This is a genomic window from Chitinophagaceae bacterium (assembly GCA_016717285.1).
Classification (GTDB): Bacteria; Bacteroidota; Bacteroidia; order Chitinophagales; family UBA10324; genus JACCZZ01.
In genome coordinates this window covers 2,109,919-2,136,458 of the sequence record JADKFU010000005.1, presented here as the reverse complement: position 1 = coordinate 2,136,458, position 26,540 = coordinate 2,109,919, and the positions used below count along the sequence as shown (strand labels likewise).

The 26,540-nt window shown below is 41.5% G+C and carries 24 protein-coding genes and 2 tRNA genes; 11 read left to right on the top strand and 15 right to left on the bottom strand.

Annotated features, from left to right (window positions below):
• Nucleotides 1-2 precede the first annotated feature (2 nt).
• From IPO83_18420 to IPO83_18390, 7 genes are all read right to left on the bottom strand, one after another.
• Nucleotides 3-1,403 (bottom strand): NAD(P)(+) transhydrogenase (Re/Si-specific) subunit beta, encoded by a 1,401-nt coding sequence (locus tag IPO83_18420; GenBank protein MBK9733231.1) that lies wholly within the window; start codon nt 1,401-1,403, stop codon nt 3-5.
• A gap of 26 nt (nt 1,404-1,429) precedes the next feature.
• Entirely contained in the window at nt 1,430-1,738 is a 309-nt protein-coding gene (locus tag IPO83_18415; GenBank protein MBK9733230.1) for an NAD(P) transhydrogenase subunit alpha, read from the bottom strand.
• 85 nt (nt 1,739-1,823) lie between these two features.
• Nucleotides 1,824-2,948, bottom strand: coding sequence for a Re/Si-specific NAD(P)(+) transhydrogenase subunit alpha (locus IPO83_18410; GenBank protein ID MBK9733229.1), 1,125 nt, complete (start codon nt 2,946-2,948; stop codon nt 1,824-1,826).
• Between the two features lie 267 nt (nt 2,949-3,215).
• Nucleotides 3,216-3,686 (bottom strand): pantetheine-phosphate adenylyltransferase, encoded by a 471-nt coding sequence (gene coaD / locus IPO83_18405; protein ID MBK9733228.1) that lies wholly within the window; start codon nt 3,684-3,686, stop codon nt 3,216-3,218.
• A gap of 51 nt (nt 3,687-3,737) precedes the next feature.
• Entirely contained in the window at nt 3,738-4,316 is a 579-nt protein-coding gene (locus tag IPO83_18400; GenBank protein MBK9733227.1) for an RsmD family RNA methyltransferase, read from the bottom strand.
• Nucleotides 4,317-4,319: 3 nt separating this feature from the next.
• Nucleotides 4,320-5,183: a DUF3822 family protein gene (locus IPO83_18395; protein ID MBK9733226.1), complete on the bottom strand. Its 864-nt coding sequence runs from the start codon at nt 5,181-5,183 to the stop codon at nt 4,320-4,322.
• An 87-nt stretch (nt 5,184-5,270) separates the two neighbouring features.
• The gene (locus IPO83_18390) at nt 5,271-5,804 is read right to left on the bottom strand and encodes a DUF255 domain-containing protein (GenBank protein MBK9733225.1); all 534 of its coding nucleotides are present in this window, start codon (nt 5,802-5,804) and stop codon (nt 5,271-5,273) included.
• Between the two features lie 558 nt (nt 5,805-6,362).
• Between IPO83_18390 and IPO83_18385 the strand changes: the two genes are divergently transcribed.
• Nucleotides 6,363-6,926, top strand: a complete 564-nt coding sequence (locus IPO83_18385) for a UbiX family flavin prenyltransferase (GenBank protein ID MBK9733224.1) — start codon at nt 6,363-6,365, stop codon at nt 6,924-6,926.
• 172 nt (nt 6,927-7,098) lie between these two features.
• Nucleotides 7,099-8,697 (top strand): T9SS type A sorting domain-containing protein, encoded by a 1,599-nt coding sequence (locus tag IPO83_18380; GenBank protein MBK9733223.1) that lies wholly within the window; start codon nt 7,099-7,101, stop codon nt 8,695-8,697.
• A 113-nt stretch (nt 8,698-8,810) separates the two neighbouring features.
• On the opposite strand, the gene IPO83_18375 is transcribed toward IPO83_18380, so the two are convergent.
• Nucleotides 8,811-10,448 (bottom strand): acyl-CoA carboxylase subunit beta, encoded by a 1,638-nt coding sequence (locus tag IPO83_18375; GenBank protein ID MBK9733222.1) that lies wholly within the window; start codon nt 10,446-10,448, stop codon nt 8,811-8,813.
• Nucleotides 10,449-10,617: 169 nt separating this feature from the next.
• On the opposite strand from IPO83_18375, the gene IPO83_18370 reads away from it, so the two are divergent.
• The 4 genes from IPO83_18370 to IPO83_18355 all read left to right on the top strand — a co-directional run bounded on the left by IPO83_18370 (nt 10,618) and on the right by IPO83_18355 (nt 14,228).
• Entirely contained in the window at nt 10,618-11,325 is a 708-nt protein-coding gene (locus IPO83_18370) for a YebC/PmpR family DNA-binding transcriptional regulator (GenBank protein MBK9733221.1), read from the top strand.
• 92 nt (nt 11,326-11,417) lie between these two features.
• Nucleotides 11,418-12,494 (top strand): aromatic ring-hydroxylating dioxygenase subunit alpha, encoded by a 1,077-nt coding sequence (locus tag IPO83_18365; GenBank protein ID MBK9733220.1) that lies wholly within the window; start codon nt 11,418-11,420, stop codon nt 12,492-12,494.
• Between the two features lie 203 nt (nt 12,495-12,697).
• Nucleotides 12,698-12,874, top strand: coding sequence for a PspC domain-containing protein (locus IPO83_18360; GenBank protein ID MBK9733219.1), 177 nt, complete (start codon nt 12,698-12,700; stop codon nt 12,872-12,874).
• A gap of 181 nt (nt 12,875-13,055) precedes the next feature.
• On the top strand, nt 13,056-14,228 hold the full coding sequence (locus IPO83_18355) for a lamin tail domain-containing protein (GenBank protein ID MBK9733218.1): 1,173 nt from the start codon (nt 13,056-13,058) through the stop codon (nt 14,226-14,228).
• 41 nt (nt 14,229-14,269) lie between these two features.
• Here the strand turns inward: IPO83_18355 and IPO83_18350 are convergent, their stop codons facing one another.
• From IPO83_18350 to IPO83_18340, 3 genes are all read right to left on the bottom strand, one after another.
• Nucleotides 14,270-15,559 (bottom strand): HlyC/CorC family transporter, encoded by a 1,290-nt coding sequence (locus tag IPO83_18350; protein MBK9733217.1) that lies wholly within the window; start codon nt 15,557-15,559, stop codon nt 14,270-14,272.
• A 247-nt stretch (nt 15,560-15,806) separates the two neighbouring features.
• Complete coding sequence (locus tag IPO83_18345) at nt 15,807-16,613, bottom strand: hypothetical protein (GenBank protein ID MBK9733216.1); 807 nt, start codon at nt 16,611-16,613, stop codon at nt 15,807-15,809.
• A gap of 4 nt (nt 16,614-16,617) precedes the next feature.
• On the bottom strand, nt 16,618-17,166 hold the full coding sequence (locus IPO83_18340; protein ID MBK9733215.1) for an RNA polymerase sigma factor: 549 nt from the start codon (nt 17,164-17,166) through the stop codon (nt 16,618-16,620).
• A 485-nt stretch (nt 17,167-17,651) separates the two neighbouring features.
• Between IPO83_18340 and IPO83_18335 the strand changes: the two genes are divergently transcribed.
• On the top strand, nt 17,652-17,960 hold the full coding sequence (locus IPO83_18335) for a hypothetical protein (protein MBK9733214.1): 309 nt from the start codon (nt 17,652-17,654) through the stop codon (nt 17,958-17,960).
• 54 nt (nt 17,961-18,014) lie between these two features.
• Here the strand turns inward: IPO83_18335 and IPO83_18330 are convergent, their stop codons facing one another.
• The 3 genes from IPO83_18330 to IPO83_18320 form a co-directional block, all read right to left on the bottom strand.
• Nucleotides 18,015-18,434, bottom strand: a complete 420-nt coding sequence (locus IPO83_18330; GenBank protein MBK9733213.1) for a hypothetical protein — start codon at nt 18,432-18,434, stop codon at nt 18,015-18,017.
• Nucleotides 18,435-18,666: 232 nt separating this feature from the next.
• A tRNA-Leu gene (locus tag IPO83_18325) sits at nt 18,667-18,752 on the bottom strand.
• Between the two features lie 110 nt (nt 18,753-18,862).
• Nucleotides 18,863-18,935, bottom strand: a tRNA-Gly gene (locus tag IPO83_18320).
• A gap of 395 nt (nt 18,936-19,330) precedes the next feature.
• Between IPO83_18320 and IPO83_18315 the strand changes: the two genes are divergently transcribed.
• The 4 genes from IPO83_18315 to IPO83_18300 all read left to right on the top strand — a co-directional run bounded on the left by IPO83_18315 (nt 19,331) and on the right by IPO83_18300 (nt 24,529).
• The gene (locus IPO83_18315; GenBank protein MBK9733212.1) at nt 19,331-21,550 is read left to right on the top strand and encodes a T9SS type A sorting domain-containing protein; all 2,220 of its coding nucleotides are present in this window, start codon (nt 19,331-19,333) and stop codon (nt 21,548-21,550) included.
• A gap of 228 nt (nt 21,551-21,778) precedes the next feature.
• Entirely contained in the window at nt 21,779-22,975 is a 1,197-nt protein-coding gene (locus tag IPO83_18310; GenBank protein MBK9733211.1) for a pyridoxal phosphate-dependent aminotransferase, read from the top strand.
• Nucleotides 22,976-23,109: 134 nt separating this feature from the next.
• The gene (gene mscL / locus IPO83_18305) at nt 23,110-23,520 is read left to right on the top strand and encodes a large-conductance mechanosensitive channel protein MscL (protein ID MBK9733210.1); all 411 of its coding nucleotides are present in this window, start codon (nt 23,110-23,112) and stop codon (nt 23,518-23,520) included.
• A gap of 37 nt (nt 23,521-23,557) precedes the next feature.
• The gene (locus tag IPO83_18300; GenBank protein ID MBK9733209.1) at nt 23,558-24,529 is read left to right on the top strand and encodes a DUF3078 domain-containing protein; all 972 of its coding nucleotides are present in this window, start codon (nt 23,558-23,560) and stop codon (nt 24,527-24,529) included.
• 355 nt (nt 24,530-24,884) lie between these two features.
• Here the strand turns inward: IPO83_18300 and IPO83_18295 are convergent, their stop codons facing one another.
• The gene (locus IPO83_18295) at nt 24,885-26,090 is read right to left on the bottom strand and encodes an alanine dehydrogenase (protein ID MBK9733208.1); all 1,206 of its coding nucleotides are present in this window, start codon (nt 26,088-26,090) and stop codon (nt 24,885-24,887) included.
• Nucleotides 26,091-26,540: the final 450 nt, after the last annotated feature.

The window sequence follows — 26,540 nt, the reverse complement described above, 5'->3', positions numbered from 1 at the left end:
TCTCAGTTTGCTTTTACTTCAGTAACCAGTTTCTGCAATGATGCTTTTGCATCGCCAAACAACATGCGTGTTTTGGGTGCATAGAAGAGTTCATTTTCAATACCTGCGTATCCTGCATTCATGCTTCTTTTCATCACAATTACATTGGCAGCATTTTCAACTTCCAGTATCGGCATTCCATAAATAGGAGAGGATACATCATTTTTTGCGGCAGGATTTACAACATCATTTGCACCAATCACAATTACAACATCTGTTGTGTTAAATTCGGAATTGGCATCCTCCATCTCTAATAATTTATCGTAAGGCACATCTGCTTCAGCAAGCAACACATTCATATGGCCCGGCATGCGGCCTGCAACCGGATGAATGGCATATTTCACTTCCACACCTTTTTCTTCCAGTAATTTTTCAAGTTCATGAACGGTATGTTGCGCCTGTGCCACCGCAAGACCATAACCCGGAACGATGAGTACCTTTTTTGAATAGCTTAATAAGACGGCGGTATCGGAGAGGGAAATTTCTTTTATGTTGCCTCTTTCTTTTCCATCTGCTCCAATTGATTTTGCGGCAGCGCCTCCAAAATTGCCGATGATCACATTCAATAAAGAACGGTTCATGGCATTGCACATCAGGATGGTGAGTATTGTGCCCGCCGATCCAACCAAAATACCACCGGTTAACATTACCTGGTTGCCATAAATAAAACCTGTGCAGGCTGCGGCAACGCCGGTAAATGAATTAAGCAATGAAATCACTACCGGCATATCAGCACCGCCAATAGGCATTACAAACAGAATTCCGAAAATCAAACACATTACAATAAGCAGGGCCAATATCATCATGTTTTGTTCACCAATCGCAGTAAGGTAGATGCCAACACCAAGAGTTGCCGCCAACAATGCCATGTTCACAAAAGATTGTCCGGGGAAAATAGTGTCTTTGATATTTCCATTCAGTTTTCCAAAAGCCATCATGCTTCCTGCAAAGGATACTCCACCAATCAATAATCCCGTAAGTGTAACGGCTACGATATTCCATTCACCACCTGCAAAATGATGGTGTTGATATTCGACGATAGAGATGATTGCTGCGCAGGCGCCTCCCATTCCATTAAATAAGGAAACCATTTGTGGCATCGCCGTCATTTTAACACGCTTTGCAGCAAGTGTTCCAACAACTGAACCGATGATAATGCCGCCAAATATCCAGATGTAGTTATGAAGTCCGGCGCCTTCATCGTTATGGTATAAAAAGATTGTTCCAAAAATGGCCAACGTCATTCCCGCTGCGGCTACAAGATTGCCGCGACGGGCTGATTCAGGTTTGCCCAGCATTTTCAATCCAAGAATAAATGTTATTGAACCGATAAGGTAAGTTATCCAAAGAATAATGTTTTCCATGAATTCTGTTTTTTGCGCGAAGGCGTTTACTTTTTCTTTTTAAACATTTCCAGCATTCTGTCCGTTACCACGAATCCTCCAACCACATTCAATGTTCCCAATATCACAGCGAGAAAGCCCAATATAAGCGCCAGGTAATTATCCGCTTCAGCATTGCCCATTACGATGATAGCACCAATGATCACCACGCCATGAATTGCATTGGCACCCGACATTAGCGGTGTGTGCAAAACAGTGGGAACGTGAGATATTATTTCAATACCTAAAAAGACGGATAAGATGATGATGAAAACCATTTCGCGGTTTTCAAATAAGAATCCAAGTAATTGCTCCATAAAAATCTCTGGTTTATTAAATGAAGATTTTTGATTTATAACAATGATCAACGCACTTACTAATAAATACTCACTACTCAACTACTCACTTCATCGCTTCTTGCACTCTCGTACTAATAATTTCCTTTTGGTGTGTGATGCAAGTTCCTTTAACAATATCATCTTCAAAGTTGAGATTGATTTGACCGTCTTTCAAAATCAGTTTCAGGAAATTCATTACATTTTTGCCAAACATTTTGCTGGCATCAGACGGCATGGTTGCGGGAAGGTTTGAATCGCCGATGATCGTAACTCCATTATCGCTTCTCACTGTTTCATTGTTTTTACATAACTCGCAGTTACCACCCGTTGACGCCGCAAGATCTATAATTACCGCCCCTGACTTCATTGCATCCACCGTACTTTTCGGAATCAGCACCGGTGCTTTCCTGCCGGGAATTTGTGCAGTGCAGATGATTACATCAGCTTTGGCGGCGGATTCAAATATTTTTTGTTTTTGCTTGTCCAGGAATTCTTTTGATTGCTCTACTGCATATCCACCGGCCGCAGCAGATTCAGCAGCTCCTTCCACTTCTATAAACTTTGCACCCAGACTTTTTACTTCTTCCTTAACAGCGCTGCGTGTGTCGAATGCTTCCACTACTGCACCTAATCTGCGCGATGTAGCAATGGCTTGCAGGCCGGCAACACCTGCGCCTAATACCAGCACTTTAGCAGGAGTGATACTTCCCGCTGCTGTCATGAACATAGGGAAAAATTTAGGCAGATACATGGCGGCTGTAAGCACAGCTTTGTAACCTGCAACAGTTGCCTGAGAAGAAAGTATATCCATTGTTTGCGCGCGGGAAGTGCGCGGCACCATGTCCATACTGAAAGAGGTAATTCCTTTTTCCAGCAGTTGCAATACCAGATCCTTGTTGATCAATGGTTGAAAAACGGCGAGCAGCATTGCCCCTTCTTTCATTTTACCTAGCTCCACATCTGAAGGACGATTGATACATAATATCAGATCAGCTTTCGAAATAATTTCATCGCGGCTTGTTGATTTTGCTCCGACCTCCTGATAGGTGGTATCAGAAGCAAAAGCGGAGATGCCTGCTCCGGTTTCTATTTGCACTTCAAAATTCATTTTTACCAGTTGACCGGCAATTTCGGGAAGGGCAACAACACGTTTCTCATCTGTTGGTTCTTTCAGAATTCCTATAATCATAGTTGTGTTGGAATTAGCAGTCTCAAAGCAAGAACGAGACCTGATGGTTTGGTTGGCAAAAGTAGGTAAATCAGTCTAAAGAAATAAATGAGACTGACATAATGATGTTCCCAATCAACAGAGTGCTGTATGCTGCTTGCATGGAAATCAACTTTAGTGGGTTTTGCCACAGGAAATCAAAAATGATGCTTTGGAAGGTGTACCCGCAAAAGTTTACCTGACTAGCAATGATTCTTCAGGTAATCAGGCAGCTGCAATGGACGAAGATCAGGTCTGCACCAGGTTTTCAATTTCTTCAGGTATGAAAGGAGACGGGTCACCACCATTAACGATAACATCGCGCACAATGGAAGAAGAAACGGAAGCCAGAGAAGGATTCGCTAAAATGAAGATGGTTTCAATATTCCGGCTGAGTACGCGGTTGGTTTGAGAAACGGCACGTTCAAACTCAAAATCACCGGAACTGCGTATGCCACGCAAAATATAATGCGCCTGGTTCAACTCACAAAAACTTACCGTGAGACCGGCATAGCTTTGTACTACAATTTTCGGCTCAAATTCAAAGATCTTCTGAAGCCAGGCAATTCTTTTTTCCAGTGGAAACAGATATTTTTTTTGAGAATTAATGCCGATACCAATAATCATTTTATCAAAAAGGGGAAGACCGCGATTAATGATATCAATATGTCCAATGGTAACCGGATCAAATGAACCGGGAAAAACTGCAATTTTTTTCATGGTTGAATTTTGGCGTGCTGAAAATACTAATTCAATTTGTTATTACGCATTCTATACCTTGATACTTTGATTATTGTCAGCAATGCCAATAGCATGCGCAGGTGAGAAAATGTGAAAATGAGTCTGCCCATAGTTTCGAACCTGCATTAATTCAGGAAAATGCGCATACTTATGCCTGGGATCTGTTTCAAGGATGAACCAGCCACCTTTCTTCAGGATGTTTTTTCCAAGCACTTTTCCCGGAAGGTCATCAATGTTTTGCAATGGATAAGGAGGACCGGCAAAGATGATATCAAACTGTTCTTTGTTATAGGATAGAAATTTGAACACATCGTTTTTTTGCAGGTCAATTGTTTTGATATTCCATTCTTCTATCATTTTTTTTATAAATGCAACGGCACCACGATCCTGGTCGATGGAAACAATTCGCGGAGCGCCTCTGGAAGCAAATTCATAACTCAGACTTCCAGTGCCGCTGAAGAGATCGAGAAAGCTGACTGTAGTGAAATCGAAGTAATTATTCAGGATGTTAAATAATCCGGTCTTTGCAAAGTCGGTAGTGGGTCGCGTAGGAAGGTTATTGGGAGGATAGAATTTTCTGCCACCCAGAGTTCCGCTGATAACTCTCATATATTACAGACAGAAGAGGTTGAAGAAAAAATTAGGCGGTAATGGATAGTCATCACTGAAAAGAAAGCCGTTATTAGGTTTTGTGAATTGAATCTTGCGAATGTATTTTACCAGCAAGTTATATAAAGTGGATTCGGGCATCACTTCGCCCATTAAAGTAAGTGATATTAGTTCCGTATCCAGTTTCAGTTGCTTACACACAAACAAAAGGTGATACATAAAATCTTCGGGTGTCTGATAGCTGAAACTGTTGCAGAAGTGCAATGATTTGTTCCTGATAAGAATAACCTGCATAGAGGCGGATTGGACGTAGACGAACAATGCTTCATTTTCTGCTTCGTCGCATGTCTTTAAAAGATAATGGATAAGGCTTGTCAATGAGTGCTCTATAGTGCTGCCGGCATAAATAGTGCTTTGCTGAACGATGTCAGGAGAGAGTGCATACAACAAGCGGAACTCTTTACCGGCATTAGCATCAGAAAAAATAATGTCGTCTTCAGCTAAGTCACAATTTGCTTTCAGCAGGGTGCCTCTTAAATTTTCGCTATCGAAAGCAACCGGAACGATTGTAAAAGAGGAAGAGAAAACACCAATTTTTCTTTTGGCAACTATTCGATTGAGCCACGGGTCGGTACCAAAAACTGAATCGATGGATTTGTGCCATTCGCCGGCAGAAGTAATCCGCGAAAATTGATAAGGCTGCAGCATGATTACTTTTTTAGAAGTGATTTCTGCCACCATGTAAACCAATTGAGAAGGAGCAATCAATATATTCACAAGGCAGTCAGCTGAAGAAATTGTTGCTGCTTCCGCTGTTATATATTTTGCGCCGGCGAGTACTTTGTTGGGCGATAAAAGGTGATTCATGAGCGTCAAAAATACTCTTTATGAGAATTCTTAAAATAAAAAAACTCAATCCGGTGAAGATTGAGTCTTTAATGAGGTTTAAGATTGCTATTGTTTAGGTGCTGTGTTCACAGAACCGAGGTAGGTGTTCCAGTCAGTGTTCAGATAATGGTTCTCACCAAAATAAGTAAGTATATTATTCATCATATCAGCTTGCATATAGCCGGGCACTATTGAAATCACCTGCAGTTTTTCATCCAGAAAAGTAGTTGTCGGATAACCACCGGAAGAACTGAGGAAATTAACCGCTACGCCATTAATCCTTTTGGCAGGATCGAAAGTAAATTCCTGGTTTTGATAAGAGATGGTTTCCTTTGATTCAGCATTGAGCTTCACTGCATAGAACTTATCATTCAGATATTGTACGATCCTGGGATCTTTGTAAGTGGTGGCATCCAGTTTCTTACACCAGCCACACCAATCCGTATAGATGTCGATCAGAATTTTCCTGGGGTGTTGGGCATTGAGCTTTTCCGCTTCGGTGATAGACATCCACTTGATCCCTTCGGGTGGAGTCTGAGCAGAAAGTTGTAGTGTAAGGCCTATGACCAATACAATTAAAAGAAGAGTGCTTTTTTTCATTCAATTATTTTTTTGGAAGGAACAGAAGAAATTAAAAATTGGCTCCAATAAATTGCGGCTAAAGATACTAAACTTTGTATTAATCAAGCCAACTACCAAGCCCGCCGGTGAACAAAAGGAGATGGAAATAATTGTTCCCGCATGCTCAGCGATTAGTAAAATATAAGGACAGGCCGGATAGGTTGCTTTTAACTAAAATTCACTAATTCGTTGATAAAATTTTTAAAGAAGGTCGCTCGCTAAGGAGGTGAGTCTGCAAAGAAAACACAGGTTTTGCCTTTACGCGATGTGCGACTTTTCGGGAAAAGACAGAATTTATGGGGTTACTTTTTCACCTATTGCAGTAGTTTCAATAATTTCGATTCATTACATCGTAAATCTTTTGAGCGAGTCTTAAAGTAATACCGGTTTGGGTACCAACTTGTAAAACAACTACATTCACCCTGGTGGCCGACATTTTTTATGAAGAGCAGTTGTGCAAGAGAAAACTAAATTTAAAGGAAGCATGAATCATAGAAAAGCATTTGTACTAACATTAAAAATCAAATGGATATTGAAATGAAAAGGAAAATTGTAGTGGCAGTTACCGGAGCCAGCGGAAGCATTTATGCGAAAGTGCTGTTCGATAAGTTGCTCCTGCTGCAGGATCAGATTGATAAGATGGGAGTCGTAATGAGTGACAATGCAAAATTTGTCTGGAAGCATGAATTGGGCGAAGTCGCACTTCCTGAAAACCCGTTTGACTTATATAAGAAGCATGAATTTACGGCTCCCTTTGCAAGCGGTTCTGCCGGATATGATGCGATGATCGTCTGCCCGTGCTCCATGGGTACTATGGGAAGAATCGCCGCCGGGATTTCTGATGACCTCATAACGCGTGCAGCCGACGTGATGCTGAAGGAACGACGCAAATTGATCTTGGTAATAAGAGATACGCCCTATAATCTTATTCATATAAATAACATGAAAATTATTACTGAAGCCGGTGGAATTATTTGTCCGGCAACCCCTTCTTTTTACTCCATGCCTAAAAATTTTGAAGAACTGGCAGCCACTGTAGTTGACCGGGCTTTGCAACTGGCAGGTTTTGAAATTCCGACTTACAAGTGGGGGATTTCCTGACAATCGCAATCCTTTATACCATTGTATCTTAATGTGTGTTGGTAGTGTTTTACCTTCTTACATTTGCATCGGAAAATGATGGGATGAATCAAAATACAGTGTGGCAATCTTCTTGTTTCTGTTATAATTAAAATGGAAGTTTTTCATTTTCATGGATTTAAAATTTTTAAGGATGCTGAAATTTATTATGATTTTATTATTACTGATTTGTGCACAATTGTGCAATGCACAGATTCCTCCAATTACCTGGCAGAAGACCTACGGTACTACGGGCAATGAAGTCTTGCACAGCATTACGCCAACTGCTGATGGTAATTACCTGGTGATGGGCATTGCAGATGTGAATGGCAGTGAAGTATCATGCAACTTAAAAGGTCAACATGACGTGTGGGTTTTTAAAATGACGCCAGGCGGCAATATCTTGTGGCAGCAATGCTTTGGTGGAAGCAAAGAAGAAGCGAATCCATATAATAAAATAATAAGTACCAGCGATGGCGGGAGCCTTCTTGTTTCTGAATCCTGGTCGAAGGATTTTGATGCAACAGGTCATCACAAACTGAGTGATGTGCTCACGATAAAACTGGATGCATCAGGAAATATACAATGGAAACATTCTTTCGGAGGAAAGAACTGGGATGTGCCACGCAGCATTCTTGAGCTTCCGGGAAAGCGATATGTTATTGTATCACGATCCACTTCCGGAGATGGTGATGTGCCCGCGAATATTGATCCGCTGAAGTTTGATGCATGGGTTTTCATCCTGAATAAAAATGGAAATATCATTTCCAATCATATTTACGGTGGAACCGGTGATGACGACCTGCATAAAGTATTACTTGCTCCGGATGGAAACCTTGTGTTGTTTGGATTTACAAACTCAACCGATGGAAACCTTGCCGGACTGAATGTGGAAGGAACAGATGCCTGGTTGCTGAAAATTGACACATTGGGAAATGTGATCAACAGCAAAGTTTACGGACAGGCGAATGGCGAAGAGTTCTATGATGCAATAAAAATGAATAATGGCTACATGGTTTTCGGCACTACAGAAGATCCATTGATGGCTGTTGACAAGGGTAACTATCATGGTGATGATGATATCTGGGCGGTGAAACTTGACAATAGTTTAAATATGCAATGGCAGGGAGTTTATGGCGGTACTGAACGTGAAACGATGATGCAGGCTGTCCCTGCTCCCGGCAACAGTGGCTTTTATCTGGCTGGCGGCACTTACTCGGATGACGGAGATGTGGTGAAACCTGCGGCAAATGGTAATGATGAATATGTATTAAAGATCGGTTCGGATGGAACATTGCTTTGGATGTTCACGCATGGTGGAACAGAAAAGGATTATGCAAATGCAATAACATCAAATGGATTGGTGGTTGGAGTTGCCTATTCAACTGATGGTGATGTGTTAGATTCAGATGGAAACGGTGATGGATGGATCTATAAATTCAAAGACACTAACATGGGTATTGCAACTCAGAAGGATGGACAAATTAATAGTTCATCAAACGATGAGATGGTTGCTGTTTATCCAAATCCTGTTTCCGATAGGCTCACGCTTCGGTTTCAGGAAACAGATCCTGCACTTAGTATTGAATTATCGGATGTAACAGGAAGAATAGTTTATCAATTAACTGAAATTGACTTGCGAGAAAATCTATCCATTGAAATTCCTACCGGGAAATTGGAGGCAGGAATTTATATCCTGAAAATTACCGGTGAAGATTTAATGCAGACTTCAGAAATAATGGTGTCGCATTGATTGGTAAAAACGCAATAAATTAGAATGGATCGAAAAAAAGAGACGCAAATGCATTGCGTCTCTACGGCAACTGAATATTTTATAATTGCTGATTCTCAATTCTTAATTCTCAATCACGTCTGAATCACCCCAACATTAAACGCCTTTGTAACAGGTGAATGATTCGCTGCTTCAATGGTCATTGAAATTACTTTGCGTGTTTCCAACGGATCAATGATTGCATCAATCCATAATCGCGCTGCTGCATAATAAGGTGAAGTCTGTTTATCGTAACGTTGTTTTATTTCATCCAGCAATTTCTTTTCATCTTCCGGAGTAATGATTTCACCTTTTGCTTTTAGTGAAGCTACTTGTATCTGCAACAATACATTCGCGGCCTGTGCGCCACCCATCACTGCGATTTTCGCGGTGGGCCAGCCGACGATAATGCGTGGATCATAAGCTTTACCACACATCGCATAATTACCGGCGCCGTAACTGTTACCAATGATGATGGTGATTTTTGGCACCACACTGTTTGCCACTGCATTCACCATTTTTGCGCCATCTTTAATTATGCCTCCCTGTTCTGATTTTGAACCTACCATAAAGCCGGTAACATCCTGCAGAAAAACCAATGGAATTTTTTTCTGGTTACAGTTCATGATAAAGCGTGTGGCTTTGTCGGCAGAATCAGAGTAGATCACGCCTCCGAATTGCATTTCACCCTTTTTGTTCTTTACCACTTTGCGTTGATTGGCCACAATGCCCACAGCCCATCCATCCACACGAGCATAGCAACAGACAATTGATTTTCCATATCCTGCTTTGTATTCATCGTATTCAGAATTATCAACTAACCGCTCGATCAGTTCATGCGTGTCATATTGTTTTCCGCTGTCGGTTGGCAGTAATCCATACAAATCTTTTTCATTTTGCATTGGAGGTTTTGAAACACTCCGATTGAATCCTGCCTTTTCATAATCTCCTAATTTATCAACGATGCTTCTGATGCGATCGAGACATTCCTGATCGTTGGCGCACTTATAATCCGTAACACCTGAAACTTCAGAATGGGTAGTTGCTCCGCCCAATGTTTCCTGGTCAACGTCTTCACCAATGGCTGCTTTTACGAGAAACGGACCTGCCAAAAAAATGGATCCTGTTTTATCAACGATCATCGCTTCATCACTCATGATCGGAAGGTAAGCGCCACCTGCCACACAACTTCCCATCACTGCAGCAATCTGTGAAATGCCCATCGAACTCATTTGAGCATTGTTGCGGAAGATTCTTCCGAAGTGCTCCTTATCAGGAAAAATTTCATCCTGCATCGGGAGAAAAACGCCGGCACTGTCAACGAGGTAAATAATGGGCAACCGGTTCTCCATGGCAATTTCCTGCGCGCGTAAATTTTTCTTTGCCGTAACCGGAAACCATGCACCGGCTTTCACGGTAGCATCATTTGCAACTACAATGCACTGTTTTCCGGATACGTAACCCACCACCACAATAACACCACCTGCAGGACAACCACCTTGTTCTTCATACATTTCATAACCTGCAAAAGCACCAATCTCCATCGATGGTGTTTCCTTGTCGAGCAGGTATGCAATGCGTTCACGCGCAACTAATTTTCCTTTCTCATGTTGCTTCTCGATATTCTTTTTTCCGCCACCTGATTTAATCTTTTCCAGCCGCGTCCGCACCTCACTTAACAGCAACAGATTTTGATCTTCGTTTTTGTTGAATTGTAAATCGGTTTTTTCCATAGAACACAAAAATAGGAAAGGAATTTTCGTTGGGGAATAAATGATTTTTAACCAGTTAGCTAAATGGAATAGGACCGTGTGTTGTTAGTTCAATTCCTGCAAATCCGAAGGAATAAAACGTTTAATCTCGTTACTTTTGCAAATTCTACGTCGTAAAATCAATTAATACATGGGAAGAATATTTGAAACACGCAAGCATAAGATTTATGCCCGTATGGACAAGATGGCAAAGGCATTTACCAAGGTGGGAAAAGAAGTGGCAATAGCTGTGAAAGAAGGTGGTGCTGATCCGAATAACAATGCACGATTGCGCCTTGCTATTCAGAATGCGAAAGGGGTGAACATGCCGAAGGAAAGGGTGGATGCTGCCATTAAACGGGCAGTATCGAAAGACGCCAGCAACTACGAAGAAGTTACTTATGAAGGATACGGTCCGCATGGTGTTGCATTGATTGTAGATTGCGCAACCGACAATACCACGCGCACGGTGGCCAATGTGCGCATGCATTTTTCGAAAGGAAATGGCAGCATGGGCAGCAATGGTTCGGTGCAGTTTCTGTTTGACCGGAAAGGAGTATTTAAAATTTCCAAAGAAGGAATTAATATGGAAGAGTTGGAACTTGACCTGATTGATTATGGCGCTGAAGATATTGAAGCAGATGAAAATGAAATTTATATCTACACACGGTTTACTGATTTCGGTTCGATGCAGAAAGGATTGGAGTCGAAAGGCATTGTTCCGATCAGCAGCGAAAAGCAATGGATTCCATTAAGTCCAAAGGAAGTAACAGAAGCTGAAGCAGATGCGGTGGCCAGGTTGATTGGGATGCTTGAAGATGATGATGATGTGTTAGCGGTGTATCATTCGATGGCGTGAGGAATAAAGTCTTTAGTCTTTAGTCTTTAGTCCTTAGTCCTTAGTCCTTAGCCTGACTTTATTTTTTTTTGATTAGTAAAAAAACCTGATTTATGCTGCATATTGAAGATGACATCACACAGGCTTCTACATTGCCATCTTCATTCTATACCAGCAGGGAATATTTTGAGTGGTCGAAGGAAAAAATATTTGCACGCAGTTGGCAGTTAGCTGGCAGTTTGGAAGATGTGAAAACTCCCGGACAGACTTTTCCGTTCACTCTTTTACCGGGTTGTCTTGATGAACCGTTGTTACTCACCCGTGATACTGACGATCAGTTGCATTGCATGTCGAATGTGTGTACGCACCGCGGAAACATTATTTGTGAGCATGGTGGCATCGAAAAAAATCTTCGCTGCCGTTATCATGGAAGAAGATTCAACCTTGATGGTAAATTTACCGGCATGCCGGAGTTTGAAAACGTAAAGGATTTTCCTTCTGAAAAAGATAACCTTAGCGCTGTAGCTTTTGAAACCTGGGGCGGATTTGTTTTTGCTTCCTTGTTTCCGGCTTTTTCATTTCAGGATGTATTCGGTGAAATGATGAAAAGGGTTCCCTGGCTTGATCCAACAGATTATCGTTTCAGCTCTCATCATTCAAAAGATTATTTGGTGAATGCCAACTGGGCTTTGTATTGTGAAAATTACCTGGAAGGATTTCATATTCCGTTTGTGCATGCTTCCTTAAACCAGGTGCTGGACTACGGCACTTATGCATATGAAATTTATCAGTATGCGAATCTGCAGATCGGTTATGCAAGAGCAGGAGAGGAGACTTTTAAGATTCCTGAAAATTCGCCTGATCATGGAAAGCACATAGCTGCTTATTATTACTGGATGTTTCCAAACATGATGTTCAATTTCTATCCGTGGGGATTATCGGTGAATATTGTGAAGCCGCTTGCTCCCGCACAAACAAAAGTTTCCTTTCTTACGTACATCGCTGACCAGGAAAAATTTGAACGTGGTGTAGCTGCCATGACGGATCGGGTGGAACGTGAAGATGAAGCCATTGTGGAAAATGTGCAACGCGGCATTCGTTCGAGGTTATACGACAGTGGAAGATATTCTCCAACGAAGGAAAAGGGAACGCATCATTTCCATCAGTTGATTGCCAGGTTTATGCAATAGTATATGAATGGGTACAGCTATAATCAGCAGAGATGAAATTTAAAAGCAGACGAGCTGGTTTTATACCCGTTAGTTTTAAAACATTCATTGATTTCAAAACAACTAAAATGCTCCGACGCTATGCTGCGAAAATTTCATGGTCAAATATTTTGACCTGGACGATCATTTTCTATATTTGTGTTGTTTCCTAAACATACTTCATCATGCAAAAGCGATTGGTAAAAGGAGAGAAAAAACTTTTTGGTGTTTGCAGCGGCGTTGCAAACTACTTTGATATTGACCCAACCATTATAAGAGTGTTGTTCGTTTTCGGATTCCTTGCATTTGGAACAGGACTGCTTTTATACCTGATTTTGGCTATTGCCATGCCTGACAAATAGCTTTCAACTTTCTGTATTAATTACTGTTGCCGTAAAGTTTCTACTTTACTGATAGCAAGAGTTTCTGTTCATTTTGATTATTTCTTTTAAGGACCAGAAATAAAATCAGTAAGAAAGAATGCTGCATTACACCTTCATTGCCATTCTTTTTTGTCAACTTTGGCAGGTCAAAAAAATAACCATGAAACAAGCTCTTACATTCCTTTTCCTGATAAGTTTAAGTTGTTCAACTGCATTTTCGCAACCTTGCTCAGATCTGTTTATATCTGAATATGTTGAAGGAGGTTCGTTTAATAAAGCGATTGAGATTTACAATCCGACAACAGGTACAGTACAATTAGATGGTTACCAATTATTGCTTTATTCAAATGGGACTACAACTGCTTCTTTCAAATTCAAGTTACATGGCCCGCTTGCCAGTCATGATGTGTTTGTTATTGTGCATCCTCAGGCTGATGCAACTTTATTGACATTGGCTGACACAACAAATATTGTATGTAACTGGAATGGAAACGACGCTATTTTGCTGGTCAATAACAATGTGGGTGATACGATTGATGGAATTGGAGTAGTTGGTGAAGATCCGGGAGATGAATGGCCGGTTTCAGGTGGGTCAACAAAGGATCATTCACTGGTGCGCACTGTGGAAACGCAGGAGGGTACAATAGACTGGGCTATTGGAAGTCAGCAGTGGTACGCATATGCTCAGAATGATTTTTCTCAATTGGGATTTCATGATGTGAATATTTGCCCGGTGGCCAATCCTGAAATAGCGATCTCAGCCGATAGCAGCTCCATACCGGAAGGCATCGGAACCTTTTCCATCAAGATAAATATTCTGAATCCGAATGCAAGTGCTACTACAGCTCAGGTAAAAGTTACCGGAGGAACAGCAACACAAGGGACTGATTATTTTTTCACTGATCAAACGGTAACTTTCCCTGCAGGCAGTGGTGATCCTGTGATCTTAACTTTGACTGTGGTAAATGACGTAATTGCAGAGTCTGATGAAACCATTGAAATTTCTTTGCAGAATGCTACCAACAATGCCACAATAGGCGCTTCGCTTGTAACGCTGAAAATTATTGACGATGAAGGTTTAGGTATTGCTGTTGCAAAAAATATTGTTCTTACAACCTATCCGAATCCGTTTGATAATTTACTTCATGTTGAATCTCCTTTCAATATAGAAGAAGTATCACTTCATAATGTATTGGGTGAAAATATGCTTCAACGTTTCTCCCCTGATTCAAAACAAATTGATCTGGAGCTTGGTCAATTGCCTGCGGGAATTTACATTCTTAAGGTGATCAGTGACCATTCGATGTTTTTAAAAAGAGTGGTGAAGAATTGAACTGATTCGGTTTTGATTTGAAAACTGTGAAATAATGACGGTCAGTTTTCAGTTTTCCGCACCAATACTTTGTCAACACGTCTACCATCCATGTCTACTATTTCAAAAATGTAATTGCGGAAGGTGAAGCTATCTGCTTCTTTGGGAATCTTTCCAAGATGGTGCATCATAAACCCGCCCAGGGTATTATAGTTACCGGCTTCTTCTTCCGTGAGGTCATGAATGTGCAGCAATTCACTCCAGTCGTGGGTCTGCATCATGCCCTCCATCAACCACGAACCGTCCGTGCGTTTGACTGCTTCATCCTGTGTTTGCTGATTAGTGACACGGATGTTTCCGAATATGGATTCCACCACATCATGCAAGGTAACGATGCCTTCAAAGGAACCATATTCATTCAGCACCAGGCTCACATGATTTCCGGTGTTGCGAAAACTTTCCAGTAATTCCAAAGCAGGCATTGACTCCGGAACATATAAAGGTTGCTTGATCAGTGTAAGCAAATTCCAGGGCTGTTGCTTGCTTATTTGTATCAGTATGTCTTTGATGGAAGCAATGCCGATAATATGATCAAGGTTTTGTTTACAAACCGGAAAATTGGTGTGTACACTTTGTTCAATCAGTTTTCGGATGTCTTCAATGGAGGCCTCACTGTCGATCCAAATAATATCGTTCCGGTGTGTCATTAAAGTGCTGACGTTGCGATCGGCTGTCCGGAATATGCTACGCATCATGTCAGATTCCTGCTGTTCCAGCACGCCGTATTGCCGGCCTTGTTCAATCAGGTGCTTCAGTTCATCTTCTGTTACAGGCGGCTCATTTGATTTTTTATTCAAACGCAGCAGCTTAAGAATAAATTTGGTGGAAATACTGAGTAACCAGATAAAAGGAGAAGCAATGTAATACAGGAATTGCATGATGGGCGCTAATGCAATCGCAATCGATTCCGGCCTTGTCATTCCGATGGTTTTGGGAACCAATTCACCCAATACTAAGGTGAGAAAGGTGGTAGTAACAATGGTTACCACGAAACCAAGGATGTTTGCGTATTCTCCGAGCCATTCGATCTGTGAAAAGTCTGAGGATAACCTGTCTGCTACTTCTGTGCCGCCATAAGCGCCTGCAATAATGCTTACCGCAGTCATCCCTATTTGAACAGTGGGAAGAAACCGATGCGGATCCTTTGCCAGGTTGTAAGCCAGTTTCGCACGCCAGTTTCCCTGCTTTGCCAGTTTCTCTAACCTGATTTTTCTGGAAGAAATAAGAGCTACTTCTGCCATGGCAAATAAGCCATTAAATATGGTCAGAAATAAAATGATGAGGTATTCCATGCGGGAATTGAAAGGTTGAGTGCGAAGTACGAATTTTTTTAGGTGGAAAGGAGCTTTGGGAGGTGAAATTTCTGCGGGTTGAGATGCCGGGGAACTGCCCTTCGACAAGCTCAGGGACCTCCTTCGACAAGCTCAGGGACCTCCTTCGGCAAGCTCAGGGACCTCCTTCTGAGTTCTTCAATTGCACTCAGAACAAGCAGCGTTGAAGTGTCATTAATACAGTAAAAATATAAATGATGAATATGATTCAGTCATCAATCACTTTCGTGAGGGTACAACTGCTGCCGCCAACACTCAGTGAAATCTGTGATTTGCTGTTTAATGTTCTCTGCGTAGTTGCTGTATAGAGTTGATTGTATTTGCCAACCATTTGTTCATCGAGTGTTACGCCATTTACCCGGAAAGAAATTAAGGTAAGGGTAAAACTGAGCCCGACAGAATCTTTAATGATATGATCGCTTATCAGTGCTTTCAGAAATGCTTTGATCCAGGCATCTTCTCCATCAAAGGTGCAATAGTTGGAAGTGTAGGTTCGAACCCTTATGGGTGTTGTATCCTGTTCTTCCTTTTCAGGTAACACCATGTTATTGATGGTCTGATCAGGAATGGAATTGGAAGATTTAGAGAGGGCCGCAGGAGGATGCATTAAAGAAGCAGTCTTCTTTACATCTGTAAATAAAACGGGCTTGCCTTGTTCCGCTGTTTTCCTGAGAGGAGCAGGTTGTATTGTTTTTTTTATGGATGGAGGTGTTTCTTTTTGAGGAATAAATTCTTCGGCAGCACTTGTCTTTTGAACTGCATGATCAATTGAAGTTGTAACGGGTGAATTGACTTCAGACCTATTAAGTGTGAGCAACCCTGTAGCCATTATAGCGGACAAAGCAACTATCAGTATTGAAACATTCGTACGGTTAAACCACTTTTTTGAATCAGTTGCGGATTTGGCAGAGGGTGCAGGTTGTTGCAAAACAAACTGTTGAATACTTTCAAAATCAACTTCCATTGGCGCTTGCCTGATGGCAGCAAAGGTGGTATCAATATCCGGGTTTCTCATAGTGTTACAGGCAGATTGAAAAAAGCACTTGTGTTTTTGAAAAGGCAGTTGACTGCGGTAATTGTTCCGTAAGCAACTCTTTCAGCTTTTGACGGGCACGGCTTAATCTTGTTTTTGTAGCACCTTCTGATGCATGTTGCATTTCACTTATTTCCCGGATACTGAAGCCGTTCACTTCAAAAAGAATAACGGCTTCTTTGTCTTTCAATGGCATTTGATTCAAAGCCTTATACAAGTAATGAATGTCCAATGCCACTTCCGGATTTCCGATACGACCTTCTAACTTCAATGCAGCCTTTTCATCAAACGTGCCTTTGAATTTCTGGCGACGCAACAGGTTTTTTACAATGTTGTTTGCTACACCAATCATGTATGAAAGTAATTTCTGCTTGTCGTTAATGCGGTTAAAGTGCTGCAAGGTGGCTAAAATGGTTTCCTGCACCAGGTCTTCCGTTTCCATCAATCCGTATGCATTGCTGCTGCAATAGCGGGTCAACCGTTCGTGCAAGGGCTTGTACAGGGTTAGAAATTCCTGATGGGTTGTTGTGGTCATGTTTGATTCGTATCCGGATACTGTGTTATAGAAACACTGCTGGAAAAAAGGTTACAACGCAGGTGGATTAATTTTCTTGCCTGTTCAAAATCTACTTGTTCAGAGCACCAGGTTACAGAAACAATGAGAAGCAACTTTCCCTTATCATTCCATCAAAAACAAGATTGTTCTTATTCTTTTAGCGCAACTGGAATAATCGGGGAGTATTAAAATTCCCCCGCTGGCTCACAGCACAAATCCACTTGCGGAGACACGGTGGCGGAGTAGATTGAAGAAATGTAGCTCGAACCGGAATAATGAAAGATATCTGCCGAATCTTACTGGATTTAATCTGATGTAAATTCCAGGCTTTAGTGTCGAAATTCCCGTGTGTTTTTATTTGGAAAAAGTACAATTCACAAAATCGAGTGCAAGATTTTCGTTTGAATGCTTGCAAAAAGGGGGTTGGCCGAAGTATCTTGGTAGCTCAAAAACAAATAAAAGTTATGAATCAAATTGTTGAAGAAGTAAAGCTCCTTGATGGAACATCGATTAAGCTAATTTTTGAATTGTCTGAAAATTCAGATCAATTTTATGCGTCCTATACGATAGGCGAGACCTTTACTGGAACTTATGTTCCGGAAATCACTCTGAAATCTCTTGATTCGATGTCGTATCACCTTTCCTTTAGCGAGGATATTTCTGGTGTTACACGTGTTTACCAACATCCAAAGCCTGAGATAACTGAAGAGATTTCCACCTTGATTAAGAAAATAATTAAAAAGAGAATTCTAATTCGGTTCGATCTCCTTTGATTTCTGAAGTTTTTGATTTGTCTCGGTGTGTGATATCCACATCGAGGCCTTGGTTCAGGATTCTTTAAATATTACATCTTCATTGGTGTTTTCTTTCCACCAGTTTTGATATTCATGAACAAATTTCAAATGTGACCAGTCACTTGTTCCAGGATTTGCTTCATATCCTTCAGTCACTCTGAAAAACCTTGCATGGTTTCCGTTAGGCATTTCTTTTAATATTTCTGCGTTTCCGATAAAAGCTCCTGTCCTCCCTAGCCATATTTCGTCTAAAGGAATTCCCTGAACATCATAAGGAATCAATGAGCTTGTGTAAACGTCAAATAATTCAGGGGGATTAATCGCACCCCATATGACCTTAAAAGTATATTTAGAAGGTTTCGTGGTTCCTGAGGGAATGATTTCTTGCAACTGGCACATTCTTCCTTGATAATTAATGTAGTTGCCTTTCTGAGGTTTGGAATAACTATGCATTTACTATTTTCAAGTAAAGTTAGCGGTATTGCAAAAAACCTCTTCAAAATTATTTGCACACCACAATTTAATTACTCTTCTTAGCAATATGGAAAGTAATTATGCCTTCAAAGCAACAGAAAACCTAAAGTTGTTTCTATTAAACGAGTTTTCAAATTCTTCACCTAGGAAATTAGCGTCATTTTGTGGTACCCAAACGAAAAATATATTTCAAATAAAACGCTCAAACATGTGCCCCAGGCGGGAATCGAACCCGCACCGCCGTTGCGGGCGACAGGATTTTAAGTCCTGCGTGTCTACCAGTTCCACCACCAGGGCAAAGGAAAAAGGTTATTGGTCATTAGTCATTGCTTACCTTTTTGTCATTCTGACGAAGGAAAGAATCTATCCTTTTCAATAATTAACCAATAAATAATTACGCTCTAATGAGCGGGAGACGAGACTCGAACTCGCGACCCCGACCTTGGCAAGGTCGTGCTCTACCAACTGAGCTACTCCCGCTTGATAAGAAGTCTTTAGTCTTTAGTAGTTAATTCCTAATTCCTAATTCCTTCAACGGAGCGCAAATATAAACAAATCAAAAAGGGAAAAGCAAATTGTGCAAGCGGCTTTTATTAAATTCATGCGGATTTTGTTTTGGAATTTATGATTTAGGGATTGTAGGTGAGACCTTCAACATACTCCGAGAGCAACTCCTCAATATACTTTGACGCCCTTCGAGACTCTTCGGAACCCTTCGACACCCTTCGACACCCTTCGACAAGCTCAGGGCAGGAGCTCAGGGCAGGAGCTTAAGACAGGAGCTTAGGACAAGAACTGAGGGAAAGGTCAATAGTCTGTCTTCTTTGAATGATGTTTAATGATCGAATGATACTTTTACGATTCAATCAATTACCATGATGAAACTTTACCGCGTTGTTCTGAATGTTATTTTACTGACAGTTATAGCAATTGGATTATCTGCACACCATGTTCGTGCGCAATGCAGTGGATTGGTTTGCAATTCAGGAAATTGCATTAACGGTGATGATTGGTATCTCATTAGTGACAGCAATGTTATTATCGATGATTTTATTACCGGGTTCCCAACTGCTGCTTTCACTTCTGCTGCAAGCACCAACCTGATTACCATTAAAAATATTCCAATGGCTGTCTATGGGCCCGATAAAATGTACAACAGTACGTCGGAAAAGACCTTCTATATTGATCTTTATTTTCCTAAAAGCTTTTACAATGAGTCGAAGAAATACCCGGTGATCATTTATCTGAATGGCGGTGGATTTCTGAATACCAATAAAGAGAAACTGACTGAAACAGCCACACGCTTTGCTGCAAAAGGATTTGTGGTTGCTGCTATGAACTATCGAACGGGCAGGTTGAATGATTCGACAAATCTGTGTGGTGGCGATGCAATCGCAACACAGGCATTGTTCAGAGCGATACAGGATTGCAGGGTCGCCATGCGAACAGTGAAAGCGATATCTTCTAAATTCACGAATGTGAATGGTGATTATCATTACGATCAGGACGGTGCTGACAAGTTTCTTTATTTGCCTTTTATTGATGCCAATAAGATCATTATTGGCGGTGAGAGTGCAGGTTCGGTTACGGTACTTACAACAGCTTATTATGATGCATGCGATATTGATGAAGCTATAAACTATGACCATGCACTTAGCCCAACGGCATTCAAGTGCGGCAGCAGTTCTGCTTATACATGTAATAGTGTGTCCTCTAATTTTGATTTTACATTTGATGAAACAGAGAATGCCAGTCCAGAGTGCAAGGTTGATTTCTTCTTTCCTTCTTCTAATAGCAATTACCTGGCGGCACCCATGAATAAAATTAAAGCAGTGATTGACGTGAAAGGAGGAGTGCCTGAGAATTACATCGGGCATTGTTCTGATCCTCATTGTCCGACGAGTGATGCGGGATGTTTCGGATGCAATTCAACACCTTCCAACCTGACCGCAAAATATGTAGCCAATACGAAGAGCGACAAGATTCCACTCATTGCATTTCATGGAATCAACGATCAGACTGTTCCTTACTATCACCGGTATCAGTCTACCTATGAGAATACTACTGATCTTATCAATTATATTGACCTTGATAATCAAGGTTGCCGTCCTTATAAATGCACTAACAACAATCCTTTTCCTGCTAAGGCATTTTTATTTGGGTCAAGAAAAATTTATCAGCGACTGTTGAATAAAGGGGTTTGCGCAGCATTATTTGGTGAACCCGGAAGCGACCATACTTTTGACGGAGATGGCATAACACGTTCTTTCATTGTTAACCAATCTACTTTATTCATAAAGAGTCTTGCTTTCTGCGGTGATAATTGTCAACCCGTTTTTGATGAAGACATAACCTGGTCAGCTGATGCAGGCTCAATCAATTTAAGCAGTTGTTCAGGAAAGAACATTGAAATACAAGTAGCTCTTACCAACCTGAATGCGGTGGGTGGTGCTATTATTTCCAGCTTTGAAGTTCAACCCGTTCTTTTTAAGGTGCAGGATCCAACGAATAACCTGATCAATTTTAAAAAGATGGATAAGGATGGACCGTATAAAATAACCGATGATGATTTCATTCAGTTTAATTTCGAAGATCAGTTGGGACAGAATTATATTAATGCGGGAAGTACAAAAACCATCACACTAAAAAAGTTAATAGCTTCTGCGAACATCAATCCTTCGGCAGATAACAACTATACAGTTAAGTTGCGGCTGCGCAATCCGAACGGATCAGATTATCACAGTTATGTTGACTGTTCTGTGAATGTTCCCAACGTTTTAGCTGACATTCAAAAGAGTGGTTTCGCTGATTGTGTGAAGCTTTCGGATATGGAAATGATTATTAAAAAGGCCGTAGTGGTTTATCCGAATCCATCCTCCGATCAGTTTATTATTACGTTGGCTGAAACACCGGTCAGCATCATTATTTTGGATATGGAGGGAAGAATTATAGAATCAATTGCTTTGAATGGAGATGAAATGATGTTTAGTCTTGGAAATAATTATCGTAGCGGGATGTATTTTTTGCGGGTGACTTTTGAGGATGGGACGTCGGTGGTGGAAAAGTTGGTTAAGGTGGGGAGTGGTGAGTGGTGAGTAGTGAGTAATGAGTAATGAGAAAGTCGTTAGTCCCTAGTCCTTAGTCCTTAGTCCCTAGTCCTTAGTCCTTAGTCCTTAGTCCTTAGTCGTTAGTGGGTTTAATTATTCATTGGACATTAGTCATTAGTTCATCGTCACATCGGCACATCAATTCTTCGGCACATCAGTTTATCGACGAGAGTCTTTACTTCTTTTTACTTTTATGGCAAACGATCTGTTTACACAATGCCATACATTTCACAAAAGGGCCGGAGCATGCCGGCATCTCCAATACGCAAACTGGTTCCGTATGCTGAAAAGGCCAAGCAGCAGGGAAGAAAAGTATATCACCTCAATATTGGTCAGCCGGATATTGAAACGCCGCCGCAGGTTTTTGAAGCGATGCGTAATATTAATTTCAAGGTGTTGGAATACAGTCATTCCGCAGGTATAGAAAGTTACCGTCGAAAACTGGCAACTTATTATAAGCGATATGATATCGACGTTGATATCGCTGATTTACTCATCACTACGGGAGGATCTGAAGCTATCACTTTTGGCATTATGTCAACGCTGGATGCAGGAGATGAAATAATTATTCCTGAACCTTTCTATGCGAATTACAATGGATTTGCAGTGGCAGCAGGTGTGGTGATAAAACCTATTACTTCTACTATTGAAAATGGTTTTGCTTTACCACCCATTTCAGCTTTTGAGAAGGTGATTACTCCAAAGACCAAAGCAATCCTGATTTGCAATCCCAACAATCCAACCGGTTACCTTTATTCACCGGAAGAGTTATTGCAACTGAAGGACCTCGTGCTGGAACATGACCTCTTCCTGTTTGTGGACGAAGTGTACCGCGACTTTTGTTATGATGGGAAAAAGCATTTCTCGGTGTTGAATATTACGGGGTTGGAAGAAAACGTGGTAGTGATTGATTCTGTGTCCAAAAGATTCAGTATGTGCGGCGCAAGGGTAGGGAACCTGATTTCGAGAAATAAGAAGGTTATTGAAACAGTATTGAAGTTTGCACAGGCAAGGTTAAGTCCGCCTACTTTCGGGCAGATTGCATCGGAAGCTGCATTGGATGTAGCACCTGAATATTTTGCAGGCGTTAAGGCGGAATACATCAGCCGGAGAAACCTGATGGTAAAAACGATGAATGACATTCCGGGTGTATTGTGTCCGAATCCGGGAGGTGCATTTTATACTATTGCCCGGCTTCCGATAGATGACAGCGATAAGTTTTGCCAGTGGCTGCTCGAATCATTTGCTCATAATAATGAAACCGTAATGCTTGCACCAGCCACCGGATTCTATGCCACCAAAGGTTTAGGGCTCGATGAGGTACGCATAGCTTATGTGTTGAATAACAATGATATGCAAAAGGCATTTGAATGCCTGAGGCAGGCACTGCTTGTTTATCCCGGCAGGAGATAATGAATTGACTGAGCAATTGTTTTTGATAATAATATAAGTAATCATAAGTGGTTTGCAGCAATCTGCATAATCCAATTATTTTTGCACCGGTTTAATTTTCATCCATTCACGTTTAAAATCAATTGACCATGGGAATGTTAAAGGAGTACAAAGAATTTATCAGCAAAGGCAATGTTATTGACCTGGCTGTGGGTGTAGTTATCGGAGGGGCTTTTGGTAAAATCGTTTCCTCGATGGTGAATGACATCATCATGCCTCCAATAGGTTATTTGCTGAACGGCATCAATTTCAGAGAGCTTAAACTGGTGCTTCGGCATTCAGTAACAGATGCAGCAGGTGTAGTAACTCCGGAGGTAGCCATCACTTATGGTAACTTCATTCAGACGGCTATTGAATTTCTGATTATTGCCTGGGTGATTTTCCTGGTGGTAAGAACCATCAATAATATGAAGAAGAAAGAGGAACCCGCCCCGATACCTGCTCCGGCAGAACTAACAACACAAGAGAAGTTGCTGATGGAAATCCGCGACTCTTTAAAGAAATAATTTATTACTCACTTTTAATCAACAGATTACTTTAATAATGAAAAAGACGCTTCTATTTTTGATTGCCCTGGTTTGCATCACCGGATACTCGTTTGGCCAGGATACCACAGCTATAGTGAAAGATACTACCTGGAGAATTGGTGGCTATGGCTCGTTGCAATTCAGCCAGGTTGCCCTGAGCAATTGGGCGGCAGGTGGTGAAAGTTCCATCTCTTTGACAGCGATAGCGAGCGGTTTTGCCAGTTACCTTGAAGGGAAGAATTACTGGAACAGCTATGGCCTTTTTTCTTATGGTGCTTACCAGGGACAATATGATCCAAAGATCCGCAAGAATGTAGATGTGATAGATATTGGCACCAGGGCAGGACATGAGCTTGGTAACAAATTTTACCTGAGTGGATTAGTTAACTTCAAAAGCCAGTTTGCAAACGGGTATAACTATCCGGATCTTGAAAATGTGGTTTCTAAGTTTATGGCGCCGGGTTATTTGCTGTTGTCTGTAGGTATTGACTGGAAGCCCGTCCCTTATTTTTCCTTATACCTTTCACCTACTACCGGTAAATTTATTTTTGTGAATGATCAGCTCATTGCTGATGCTGGTACTTATGGTAATATTGGTGCCGTGTATGACTCATCCGGTAACGTTATTACACACGGTGAAACCTTCAGAGGTGAATTCGGAGCGTTGATGATCGCTACCTTTTTGAAGGACATTGCGAAGAATGTGTCGCTGGGTTCAAAGCTTACCCTGTTTGATAACTATACTGATAAGATCAAAGCAAACCGCAGCAATATTGATGTGAACTGGGACGTGCTTTTTAATCTGAAGGTGAATTCATGGCTTACTGCGAATGTATATGCTTCGTTGATTTATGATAACGATATCATTATTACTGATCTTGATAAAGACACCGGGCTTCCTACCGGGACAAGCGGACCGAGAACGCAGTTTAAGGAAGGGATTGGAATTGGGTTGAGTTATAACTTTGGCGAGGAAATGAGGAAATAGATTTGATTTTATTCCTGGTAGAATTTGACGGCGATGGGTTCATCGCCGTTTTTGTTTGGTGGAGGGCTGTCATGGTCGTAATCCTATTTTTAATTCAACAAAATTTGATGTGTGTTTTTATTGAAATGAACGTTCCCTATCGGGACGTAAAAAAAACTCACCATCTATTGTCTACCAAAGGAAAGTCCCTAACGGGACTTGATTGTTAACTAAACGACATTGCGTTACAGAGGCGTTTGCTCTTATGACTTTCTGTGGCTCTTGTTACAGTGATAAGCTTACTATAAAAAGTATTATTGCAGAGAACAATGACCTGTCGAATGCTCACCGGACTTTTTACTACTGATTTCCAATATCAACCATTTGCATAATCTTCAAGATATTGGAACCGCTGTGTCAGGCTGCCATCTTTTGCAATGGTTGCACGGCTAATGATTTCGCTGTTTTCAAGCAGTAGTTCTTCCACCACGTATTCAATCAGCTTATCCCCGAATTCTGAAGAGGCTTCGCGGGGTAATTCATTGGGGAGGTTGCTGACCGCCATTACATCAATCACTTGTGGCTGATAAGGAGTGTCTTCTTTTTCTGTTGCAGGATTATAACCGAAGACGGGGCTTTCTATGGTGGTATCGCGAATGGTGGCGGGTACGGAGCCATTTACATCGCAGGTGACATCTGCAATCACCTTGATCCTGAAATCGCTGCGGCGCATGTCGTCCTTACTAAAAAATACAGGTGCTTTCGGATCCCAGAAAATAGCATTGATAAATATATTGGTGACATTGGTGAAGGGGAGAAAAGCAGAGGTATAATTTTCGGGATGGTGATGGAATTCATTCCTGTTAAAGGGCTTTCCGTTTTTGCTCTCATACAATTGTGCAGTGTTAAGTACAACATATACGGGTTCATCAAATTCCTTAGTGAGGTAATTCTGGATGCTGATCATCCGCAGATTTAATTTCTCCAGCAATTCGTATGCTCCTTTTGCTACGCGACCTGTTCCGGTTACGGCAATTTTCATAGCGGGAAGCCGGATGTCTTTATAGGCATCTATCAATTTATCATAATCGGAACATGCATATGCAGGCTTGAGGTCGAATAGTTTATACCGTTTGCCATAGGTAACAAATGCATTGTGTGCACCTACCACTCCTGCAAAATGACCGAAGCCGAGAATGCGTTCGCCATTTTCCCAAACGAGACATTCATAATCAATTAACTGAATGTTGTTTTTGAGCACTGTCTTCAGCAATTGTTGATTCTGGGGTTGCTTTTTAATGGTGTGGGAAAAGAAGAGGTATTTTTTTCCGGCCACTAATTTTTCTTTGGGAACTTCTTTGACGCCCATCAAAAGATCTGCTCCTGAAACGTCTTCACGAACTTCCACATCTTCGTGACGGTATTCATCATCTTTATAGCAGCGGTTTTCGCAGGGCTGTACAAATATTTCGAGTCCGGGATATTTGTTCATCAGCCACTGACACTGGACGGGACTGAATGCTACACGGGTGTCAACAGGGATCTTTTCTTCACGTAGCAGCGCAATTGTTAGTTTGGACATAGGGTTTAAGGGCGGTCGCAAAAATAGGGGTTTAAGGGGAGGATATCTGCTGGACAGCACGGATTAAACTTTTGTCATTCTGACGAAGGAAGAATCCATTTGAATAACAACAGATGCTTCGTTCTTCAGCAGGACAGCGCGGTTTTAATTGTTCGCTTTGATCGAGATCGCTTCTTCCTCATTGCGGACTCTTCAGCTACTTCGCGGGCCCTTCGGCTGCTTCGCGGGCCCTTTCGGCTACGCTCAGGGACAGTTTCTTCTGCTGCGCAAAGGGACAGTTTCTTCCTCATTGCGGACTCTTCAGCTACTTCGCGGGCCCTTCGGCTACGCTCAGGGACCGCTCCTTCGACTCCTTCGGCTTCGCTCAGGGACTGCCTCAGGGACAGTTTCTTCGGCAAGCAGAGACCTCTTCTTCCTGATTGCGGACTCTTCAGCTATGTTCATGGATTG